Source organism: Pedobacter sp., from assembly GCF_035566355.1.
In the GTDB taxonomy this organism is placed as follows: domain Bacteria; phylum Bacteroidota; class Bacteroidia; order Sphingobacteriales; family Sphingobacteriaceae; genus Pedobacter.
On record NZ_DATMRL010000038.1, the window covers coordinates 1 to 11,040 of the forward strand.

Below are 11,040 nucleotides of genomic sequence, written 5' to 3' on the forward strand. Positions count from 1 at the left end.
ACATACAGCCAGGACGGCCAATGCAGAATGGGTATATTGAACGATTCAATCGAACATTCAGAGAGAACATATTAGATGCATATCTATTTGAGGATACCATGCAGGTGCAGATTCTTACAGAGGAATGGATGCAAGATTATAACTACTCAAGGCCACACGAAGCCCTAAATGGCAAAACGCCAATGGAGTATAAAGCCCTGCCGGCGGCGTGTTCCAACTAATCCAACTCGAAAAAAGTTGGATTAGTTGGAACATATATTATAAATTTGAGTTCTCGTCAGCAGACCGGTTCGAAATCCGGGAGGGTTACACTTTTTTATCAAACAAAAAATAATCATTATATATTGTGAAAAATAAGAAACTAATAATAGTAACCCAGTTGATTATTTTAGTGTTAGTGGTTTGTTATTTGTCAAAAATAGCTTATCAATTTTTTATTTCTTTCCAGGAGAAGAATAAAGTTACTGATACTCCAAATAAGGAATATATTAATTTATTCTCTGAGAAGTATTATTCGAGAATTCATTCTCATAACACATATATGAGCAATGTTCGAGGTAATATATCTACGTTTGATTTTGATAATAAATATACTATCGTAATTTTTAAGCTAGAAGCTGCAGATACTTTAAAAGAGCCGATTGTTGATTTTAAGAATAATGTACCCTCACCTGTAGGAGATGTATATCTTGATATTGGACAGGAAAGATTTGATTTGAAATATAAAGCTGGAAATCCTGGGGTAGTTTCTAATATTTTCTTAAACTTAGAAGGAGATCAGCCGACTCTACAGGTAAAGAAAGAGAATATTTACAGTTATTACCTGAACTTTTTTAAGTTTTCCTTAAAGTATAAAAATGAAGGAAAACCAGACATCTATGCAAATATGAATGATAGTCAAATTGAGAAGAATGGTTCTTTAGCTGCTAATTTGTTGTTCTTGAAAAAGGGTAAATTCATTTATGTTTTTCTTATGGCAGCAAAAGATTTTCAAGGTATTTTAGAAAAGGAATCAATATATCAATTAATCGCTAGGTAAATATTATTAGATGACGTATTTATTGATACCATTTAGAGGATAAAAAAAGTACAATTCATTTAATTTGGGTAAGAGATGGAATATCTCTTACCCTTTTTTATTTATAATTAAAATAGTTCTTCATTTTCTGTCGGTTACCCATATATCCGTCCGGATTTTTCCACTCCAAATTCCCCTCAACCCCACCAATTTCTTGGTTTTATTTTCATTTCTGTTAAATCTATTTCAAAATCTTATAGCTTAATTTTGCTTTATAATGCAGTATATTTAATTTATGTGTAAAATAATTTGTTTTATATTTGGATTGAAACGAAATAATTTTTAAACTTGATTAATATTTGAATTAATTAAGTAATACACCTAAAATTAACGAATGAGCATCTCAAACTCACGTAATCGTCGGGAATCTGCTAGGGGAGACCCGGTTGAAAGGAAAACAGTTGGTTATCTCTGTGAAACTGGGAAGTAGCCTTAAAACTGGCAAAGGAGGAAGGTCATCACCTGCTGCAGAAGGTTAGTCCTTTTTCTCCCTTAACAGAATTATTATTCATTTAAAACACAAAAAATCATGAAAACAATCTCAAAAAACATCAAGTTCCTCCGTCAAAAAATGGGATGGAGGCAACGTGAAGTAGCGGAGCTACTTAAAATTTCTATTCCAGCATATTCGAAAATAGAAACGGGGGTAACGGATGTCAATACCAATAGGCTCCGTCAAATTGCGGATCTTTTTAAAGTATCTATTGTTGATATGTATTCCAGTGACTTTACGGGCCTTAAATCAGATGATACTTTGAAAATTGAAGAACTGAGTGAGAAGTTGCATCAAAGAGAAAGCTTGTTGGTGGATCTTCAAATGAAGTTGTTGCAGTATTATGAGAAGAAGCCAACAGTCATCAACATAGGATAATAAACAGTCTAACCCACCATGACTGCTCGATTAGAGCGGTCAGGGTTTTTGATTTCAAATGGATAGAGAAGTAAAATAATTGTATTGGTTTTATCCTATTGATTGTTCTTAATTGTACTGTCATAATTGTGATCTATTTGCTTGTTGCTCCATTCTTCTTTTACACCGGCAAGTAATTCTTGAATTCTTTCCTCAGTTATGCCAGCTTTTTTATTGTATTTTTCCATATATGCCATCAGTTTATTATCCATTGCTTTGCTTTGATCGAGAAAGTGTATAAAATCTTTTATCATCTGTTTTTTACCGGCATCTGAGAAGAATAGATTGTCATTAAATCTGAAATATGTATGTGTGAGATTATTGCGTAATGTTATGACCTTTTTAAATTCTAATGAGTCCTGTTCGCTAAGTGAATAACTAGTTTTGATTTCTTCAGCTTTTATTCCAAGTGTGCTTCTCGAAAAATCATATCTATTCCATATCTCTTGGTATTCTTCTTGAGTATTGGGTGGGGACTTGAAAAGTTTATAAATAGCCAACATATTCACGGCTTGTTGCTCAAGTACTTGTGCCCGGTACATAGCTCTACCGTATAATGCGAACAATAAAATGTTTCTGTCTTCAGTTGATTTTGAGTCGTAATCTTCGATTGCTTCCTGGTATGTCATGAGTATCTTAGCGTTAAAAATGGCATTAGATTTTATAATTGATATTTAAATGTACTCAGTTTTATAAAAAAATCATTGATTATACCTCTAATTCTTTTTGAGGTATTGTATATTAAAATCAGATGAAAGCTTAGCTTTTTTAGTAAGGTAGGATTTAAGCAATTGGTGAAATTTAAAATAGTGCAGAGAACTTTATAAAGTGTTAAAATATGATAATCAAGGTTTCGAATATTTAGCTGTGAAAAAAACTACAGATTTAGAACTCATTTGTTTCTACTTAATATGTAGTTAGCTTACCGTTTAACGAAGTTGGCTTTTTAATATTTCTAGTTGAGTTTAATCACTGTATTGCTCATTTGCTTTCCAAGTTTCAAATCTTAATTCACCTGTCATTTTATTGCCCATTGGATTTGTAAACAGTGTACTGGAAGCGGTAAGATTTAGCTCTGGAAATACCATTCGAGCTTCTTTTATGTTTTCAAAACGTTGGCTACCTCCACCGTCTTGCGTAATTTTCCCTTTTTCCACTCCAACTATAACGACGGGAAGGTTCTCCATCCATTTTATGTGATCGAGTTCTATTCCTTCTTCAAAAACGATCTCGATGATTGAATTGATCTCTCCATTAGTAATTTGAAAGTTTCCTGGGACAGATTCGTTATAGCTAATCTCAATTTCTGCATTAAATTTGACCTTGTGTAGTCTAAGTCTTGGTTCATAGGAAAGGTAGAAGTTCATACTGTTGTCGGGTATTTTAGATGAATTTCCGTAATCTGCAACTTGATATTGAAGTACTACTTCTGCTTCAATAAGAATGTTGTAACTGGCTCTATCAATAAAGACTTCTATTAACTCTTTATTGATCAGGGTTACAGACTTTGCTGCCTGCCTTGATAAACTAACATCATGATCTAAGGCGATTATCTCAAATTCTGCTGCATTGAGCAGATCAATTATAAAATCGCTAATCTGTGGGCTGTTGTCTTTAAATAGCTGGTCTGCAAATTTAGATAGGTCGTTTGTAGCTTCATAATTTCTGAGCACTAGATCGAGGAGACCAGAAAGTTCTGTAAGGCAATTAAACCTCACTTCATCGTCACCGAATGGCAGTATATAACTCGCAGTTGCAAATTGCTGCCAGTCGCTGTCTCCAGAAAGTAGGTAGGCTTTGGCATCTTGATTTTCAAAGTATTGTTCAATTGCTGCAAGGGCAAAGGCGTCAGGGAATTCACCTTTTCTGTTTTTTTGCTGATTAGTGTTGAACGGTGGGCGCTGATTGCAATAATCTTCGAAAATTCTAATTGCTTTTATTTTGTCCGATGAAATAATATTAACCTCGCATTCTACTTTAAATTTTTCAAATGCGGAATAGAAGTACTGTATGCTTTTTTCCAGATTATAGGTTTTGAGAAATTGGCCGTACAAAGGGATGTGTTTTAATATCCTTACATCACTTGTATGTATTTTTGCAAATGCAGTCGTAGTTACATCCACTATTTTCTTCTTTATTTCTCGATCATTAATATCAGTTAAGTATACGTGAACCAGAGATTTTTTAACCAACTCTTTGAGGGCATTGATCTCTTTACTGCTGAAATCAAAAGACCTGCTGACAAAATACTGTGTATCAATGACTAAATTTCTACTTTGGAGAACCATTCTTTCTTATTAAGAATTTAAACTGATATGGGATGGCGCCGATGGATAGGTTTAATCGAATCATTCCCACTACTTGTGAATAATGATCAGACGCGGATTTTTTTTAGCCTATTCTTTGAATCAAATTCAAATGACCTTACATCAGCTGTGTTTAGGTTTAATAAAATTAGCCTCCTTCCATTTTGATTGATTAGACAATTCTCATCTCCCAGTTCCTGTATATCATAAATATCCCCACTGAACTGTTCTGGATTTAAATAGCCTTTGATAGACTTGCCACTTGTTAGTTTGCTATACTTTATTTCCTCAAACATTTCAACCAGATCAATCTCCTTTCCTTGATCAAGATAACCAACAATCAGATGCCTGTTCGTTTTGTAACTAATATGATCAAATGCCAATGATAGTTTCAAGGGAATGATTTGAAACCCTATCTGTTTAAAAAGACCGTCAGCGAAGGAAAAAAATAAGAGAACGGTGGCATTAAAACTGCCATATGGTGAAAAATCTAGTTTTACCCGCAGTACTATTTGCGAGTTTGTTAGCGTCCCAATTGTTTTTAAATAACAATTATGAACAACCATGGACAATAATGAAATACTTGATTTAGCAGGTTTATCTTTCAATACAATATCTGTTAGTGCAACGTTTAAACCCGGGAGCCCTATAATTATTTCCAGAATTTCATAATAACTGATCAACACTTCAGTCCTCCCTTGGTCTGTGATCTGAACTATGCTAGGTTTGCTGCACCAGTTGTCACTACATTCTATGCCGAGCAGAGAACCACAGCTAGTTAATGTCTGAAGGTCAAAAATATTGTTAATCTTGTGCGAGGAAACATTGATGAAGTCCATAAATTTCAACAGCCCTTTGGATGTTTTAAGAAATACCTGGATTTGGTTTTTAAATGCGTTTCCAACCATTTCAGTGATGAAATTTTGTCCTTCGGCTTTGTAAAATAAGGTGCTGTTCAGGTCCTTAGTTGGATCCCAATAAAATGCTTCAGCGCTTGTGCAACCAACGATCAATATTTTGATGCCAAATCTGAGTAGTAGGAGCTCTTTGATCTCTGCGCCATGAATAGGTAAGGTCGCATGCACCCTGTAAATGTCGTTCTTGTCGCGGATTTCTATAGCTTCAGTGGTTGCAGTTGCAAAAACTTCGATCGGTAACTGCGGATTGAAGGTAGCTTTTGAGATTTCAGGATATAACTCAGATGAGGAGAGTTTCAAAACCTGAAGCAGTGAGCGCATCATCCTGCCGAAATTTTCAAAGAAGTATCTTTCCTCTCTGTATTCTTCGTAAAACCGTTCTCCATATTGCTTAAGTGAATCATACATTTCATTGATGAAGGATTTTGCCATCCCGTTAAAAAAAATAGGGTGTATGATTCTGTAGTTAAAGTGATTAATGTCATCCAACATTTCTTTCGGCAAACCAATGATTGCGGCATACGATCTTGCACCCATTACAACAAATTTCTCATTGCTGAGTGCTGCTGAATTAAATGAATGTTCACCTTCAAGTTTTACCTGTGCTTCCAGATCTTCGATTTCGATAAAATCAAGCAAAATCTGTTTGTGAAGATCAAATGCTTCCCTTTTGTTGAGGTTGCTGAGATTCTTGTCAATCAGGGATTGTTTTAAGGAAATTAAGTTGTCCGGTTCTATCCAGGATCCTTCGGCTTTTAAAAGTTCCGTTAGATTTTCATTGATCCCCAACAGGTATTTACGGTTTTTGTTTGTGTGATCATTGAAAATTTCCCTTGTGTTCTTTAATTCTTCATCAATTCTTCTTGTAGCTTCAGTGTAATGAGGGTTCAGGTCGTCAATATATCTTGGAAGGTCTTCATATTTTTCTCCGTATGGCAAAACCTCAATATGGTATTTGTTTAAAAAATCTAAGCGGTCAATTTTTTCGCGCGAGTTTACCAGAAGATAATGTTTAGAAGTACTGAATGGAAATAATTTATGAAATAGTTCTATGGTCGAAATAAAGTCAGGATCTAAAACGCCATCCACGCTGCAGCCTATAAAAAGCAAGTGATTCTCTGACCATAGGCGGTTTAGGATGAATTTGTAGGAGGGGGAAGCAATAAGTTGTTTATAATCCGCTCCGCAAAAAATAACGGACTCTGGATTTTTATATACCCCGTGTAAATGTAATAGGAATTCGCTTTTTTGAGCAATTTCATTTAGGATAGCATCTGGATTTTTCCAATCGTATCTTGTTTTGTAACTAAAATGTCCTCCTGATTCGGTTAATAGGGTATCATAGTTTGTTGTTAATGCGAAAGGTGCCATTAGTTTTTTAATGCTAATCAATAGATCAAAAGAAGTGATATCCCTATAAGCTTCGAAAAAATCCTGTAACCACATTGGAAAGGCCCCACCTGGCGCCTCAAGAAGTTTGCTGACCAGTGAGGCTGCTTTAATCAATTCCTTTTTTTGCAAATACTTTTTTGCAGAGGATATTTTTCGTGAATCGACACCACGGTCTTCACAGAATTTTATTCCTGATTCAATTAAGCCTTGCCAACCGGGTATTCCAGCTGCTGCATAAGAAACGCCAGCACCAATAACAGGTATTACTTTTTTTGATCTTAAACCTTCTGATAGGGATTGGAGCGGTGTAAACATAATTTTCAATAGTAATTAAAAATTTGCAGAATGTAAAATGACGGAAATTTCTCTGTTGTATTTTTTAGTAAAGTTCCTTGGTTTTTTTCAACTATACCCATAGTGTTAATAGTTATAATGTCCTTAAAAATTAAAATACAATGGCTTATGAAGGTCTGCTACATCACAAGAATAATTAGTTTATCATCCTTGAAATTAAAACGCATCCTTCAGTACAATGAATATTAGCACCGCCGAAATTTTAGTGGTTTTTCTATGCTGTTGCTTTTATCCTATGTGCAAAATAAGACCTTTACTGACACGGCCGTCATTCTAAATTTATTTCAGGATCTCGTTTAAGCATGTTTGATAGCAATGTACAATAAATACCAGGCATTGCCGTCTCTTTACCTTACTTATCTGATATTTATTATATTAGTTCGTCAAAATTAACGCATCATGTCAAAAACCTTATTAATAGCACACGCTAAAAGCGATATTGAACTTTTCAATTACATTGAAAGGAATTTAAAGAAACCTGCAGATCTAAAAATTGTCGGCAAGGAATTTAATAACGCAACTACTTCAGGCGAAGCATTTGAAGCGATGAAGAGTTCGGATGCAATTGTATTTTTATTTACTATGCATTCTGCGAGCTCTGAAGATTTTCTTCATGCTTACAAGATTGTTTCTGATCTTATTCAAACAGAAGATAAACTCATCTATTCATTGGCATTTGGAGATATATTTGTGCCACCTATCTTGCGGCCAACAATTCTTGCTCATGTTAAGAATGATAAAAAAAGAGGGGAACTGATCAATAAAATTGAATCAGATGTCTATCCAATCTTATTAGGAAATAAATACAGTCCTAGGAATTTAGGTGAAATAGAATATCTTGAAGGGCTTTTTTTAGACATAAGAAATATTCTTAGCCATGGAGAGACACCTCTTGAGAATCGTTATTTTATGGATATGGTAAATGAATTTTTGGGTCGAGTGGATAAACAACCTGATCTACTGAATTCTCCAAAATATAAAGAAATATATGATCTGGTTCTTCCATTTATTGATATTTCTAATGATTTACGGCGCCCCATAAGTCATTATCTAATTAAACTGAATTCTTATAACTGGATAGTAAGCGAATTAAAGCCTGGATACGTGGCTAAATTCAATACACATGATCTCCAAAACTTAAAAAGGGTAGAATATGATTTATATCATCAACTTTTACCGGGTGATTTAGTTTTAGGCTACGTTTTTCATGACTATAAATCTATTAACTGTATTTTTGAAATTACTAAAGGAGTATATACAGATTCTGTTTCGGGCGAAGTCATAGAACTGCGTGTAAAGTCTCAAATTCTACCTGTAATTCCGCTGGTTTCTTTTAAACACCTTGTTGACTTCGCTGGAGAATTAGGTTCAAATAGACCATTGCGTTTATTTAAACTTACCGATGAACAGTTTAATGAGATTTTGACTGTAACAGACCAACGGGTTTTAACTGCAAGAACTAGCGACAAGACAGCATCTTATGTGTCTGATATCAATTTTTCCGAAACGCAGGATCAACTTGCTTTTAAAAGTGATGTAGATTCTTTTGCAACCATCATTTCTCTAAGAAGGGTGAATCCACCAATGGCCATTGGATTGTTTGGTAAGTGGGGCTCTGGCAAAAGCTTCTTTATGGAAAAGCTATGTGAACGTATTGGGGAGTTGAGTAAAAAAACGGGCGATCAATTTGTAAAACATGTTGTTCATGTAAAGTTTAATTCCTGGCATTATTCAGATGGAAATCTGTGGGCCAGTTTAATCACCCATATTTTTGAAAGTTTAAACGATTATGTGCTCCAGAAGAAATTCAATGAAGATGCCATCCAGGAAATGTATTCTAAAATGGAATTTATTGGCAGACAAAAAAAGGAGACGAATAGTTTAATTGAAAAGGTTGATCAGGAACTGGAACAGCTCAATATTTCTAAGAAAGAGTTGGAGCTAATCATAGCAGATAAGAAGAATAAACTTTCAATGCTCAGTAATAATGAGATCTTCAAAATAGTTCTCTCGGATCCGGATATCCGGGTAAGAATTAATAAAATAAATTCTGAGCATTTAACAGATGGACTGGTTGAAGATATAGCCGATATCGAACAAAACCTGAATGAAATCAGTTCTGCTACTTCCAGGTTTCGTAAAGCTTTTTTAATGCTCTATAATGGCAAAGGCAATTGGTGGAAAGTGTGGGTATATCTGGGCTTAATTTCATTAGTAATTTATTTGCTCGGTGGACCATTCAGCTTTGTATCGGATTATTTTTATGCAAAAGTGACACTAATCGTCGCTTCGATTGCAACCTTTTTTCAAGGTTGGAAGTATTTGAGGCCTTATGTAATCCAATTGGACAATATATATACCCAGCTTAGAAATGTAAAAGAAGCATTTGACCATAAGGTGCAAAAAATTGAACTTAATGAAGAGGTTTATGAACAAAAATTAAATCGGGAAATTCAGACGCTTACCGATACCAAACAACGTTACGCTGAGCAATTCCATCAAAAGGAGGAAGAAAGAGTTAAATTGGAGGAACATATCCACCAAATTGCTACAGGTAAAGTACTGGCTACTTTTCTTGCCGGAAAATCTGCAGATGATAATTATTTGAAGCATTTAGGTATCATCTCTATGATCAGACGAGATTTTTCACAGTTGGATGAGTTATTCCGGCAGCAGCGTAGTATTACCCCAGAAGAAGATGCTGAAGGAAATGCTGGTAAGATTCAGATAGATAGGATTGTTCTTTATATTGATGACCTTGATCGTTGTAATTCTGATATTGTGGTAAAAACCTTAGAGGCAATTCACTTGCTTTTGGCTTTTGAATTATTCGTAGTTGTAGTAGGTGTTGACCCAAGATGGCTGAACAATGCACTTACTACCACATATGGTGAATTATTTCATATGCCAAAAAATGAAGTTGATAAAACCGATGATCTGAAAAGTCCGGTTACTTCTTACGATTACTTGGAAAAAATATTCCAGATTCCATTTGCCCTTAAACCTATGGATCGGTATGGAAGGAATAAACTGATTGCTTATTTAACGAAGGATGATCTGGAAACTGTGGAACAGGCTCAACCGGAAATACAATCGTCAAATCCCAGTGCTAACCGACAAGAAATGAGCTTTGAGTCTATTGAGGTGGCCGAAGAAAAATTTGTAGATGAAGAAGTAGTGGAAACCGATGACCGTATTACTTTATCTGAAGAGGAAATTAACGCTATGCAGGGCTTTTCTGTTTTGTTTGGTTCTACTCCGCGTACAATCAAACGATACATCAATATTTACAGGATTATTAAGGCGCACAAAGGATATAAAACTTCTGAGAATCATTCTGTTTTAGATTATGTTCCAACTATGTTTTTGCTGGCTGTGGTAGTGGGGTGTCCAGAGATTGTAAATGAATTTATGGATAAGATTTATCGTTCTGATGATGTCCCCTTACAACAATTTATTAGCAATTATCCAAATGTGGAATTTCAGGAAACCCTATATCAGGTACCTCATGATATCATAAATACAGTTACTACGACTATGCTTAAGGAGAATCTACCTCTAATTGCTCGTTTTTCGTTTCGAAGGCAGTAGTTATTACTCTTGCCTCACCTCTATGGTCATTTGGTTCCAAGACTGATTTGGGACAGAATGACCAGACAGGTATAAAATAATAGCTGTGGTTATAACTGAAATTTCTTTATCAAAATCCTGCCAATTTTCTCAAAATTATCTCAATTTTTACAGAAATTAATTTTAAAATAAATTACCAAACTTACAGTAGCTATGATTATCTTTGGTTAAAGAAATTAACTGTATGAAGTAAAACCCATTAGAAAATATAAAACTTCCTAAAAAGAGGTATTAATTCAAGAGTCTCGCTCGCCAAATTCTGACATGTACCAGAGCCGGGACAATAGATTAATGCCCATGACAATATTTTGCGTACTTTTGAAAGAGTGCACTATAGCGTTATGGGCTCTATTGTAACCCGTGCTCAAGGCCGTCAGAAGCCTGGCGGGACGGAGTTTACATGGAGCCTGCTATAGTGCATTCTTCGTTTATGCATAACCATAAAGTGAAGTA

General features: G+C 34.9%; 7 protein-coding genes. 4 read left to right on the plus strand and 3 right to left on the minus strand.

The annotated features are described in order from the left end of the window. The 3 genes from VNZ46_RS01285 to VNZ46_RS01295 form a co-directional block, all read left to right on the plus strand. Window positions 1–221, plus strand: a 221-nt coding sequence (locus tag VNZ46_RS01285; protein WP_414693450.1) for an integrase core domain-containing protein, incomplete at its 5' end; no start/stop codon positions are given. A 125-nt stretch (window positions 222–346) separates the two neighbouring features. Beyond that, window positions 347–1,039 (plus strand): hypothetical protein, encoded by a 693-nt coding sequence (locus VNZ46_RS01290; protein WP_325558264.1) that lies wholly within the window; start codon window positions 347–349, stop codon window positions 1,037–1,039. A 568-nt stretch (window positions 1,040–1,607) separates the two neighbouring features. Beyond that, window positions 1,608–1,949, plus strand: a complete 342-nt coding sequence (locus VNZ46_RS01295; protein ID WP_325558265.1) for a helix-turn-helix transcriptional regulator — start codon at window positions 1,608–1,610, stop codon at window positions 1,947–1,949. A gap of 95 nt (window positions 1,950–2,044) precedes the next feature. Here the strand turns inward: VNZ46_RS01295 and VNZ46_RS01300 are convergent, their stop codons facing one another. The 3 genes from VNZ46_RS01300 to VNZ46_RS01310 all read right to left on the minus strand — a co-directional run bounded on the left by VNZ46_RS01300 (window position 2,045) and on the right by VNZ46_RS01310 (window position 6,918). Then, window positions 2,045–2,617, minus strand: coding sequence for a hypothetical protein (locus VNZ46_RS01300; RefSeq protein ID WP_325558266.1), 573 nt, complete (start codon window positions 2,615–2,617; stop codon window positions 2,045–2,047). 336 nt (window positions 2,618–2,953) lie between these two features. Next, the gene (locus VNZ46_RS01305; RefSeq protein WP_325558267.1) at window positions 2,954–4,276 is read right to left on the minus strand and encodes a PIN domain-containing protein; all 1,323 of its coding nucleotides are present in this window, start codon (window positions 4,274–4,276) and stop codon (window positions 2,954–2,956) included. A gap of 86 nt (window positions 4,277–4,362) precedes the next feature. Continuing rightward, complete coding sequence (locus VNZ46_RS01310; RefSeq protein ID WP_325558268.1) at window positions 4,363–6,918, minus strand: SIR2 family protein; 2,556 nt, start codon at window positions 6,916–6,918, stop codon at window positions 4,363–4,365. Window positions 6,919–7,356: 438 nt separating this feature from the next. Here VNZ46_RS01310 and VNZ46_RS01315 point away from each other — a divergent pair, with 438 nt between their 5' ends. Then, window positions 7,357–10,548: a P-loop NTPase fold protein gene (locus VNZ46_RS01315; protein WP_325558269.1), complete on the plus strand. Its 3,192-nt coding sequence runs from the start codon at window positions 7,357–7,359 to the stop codon at window positions 10,546–10,548. Window positions 10,549–11,040 lie beyond the last annotated feature (492 nt).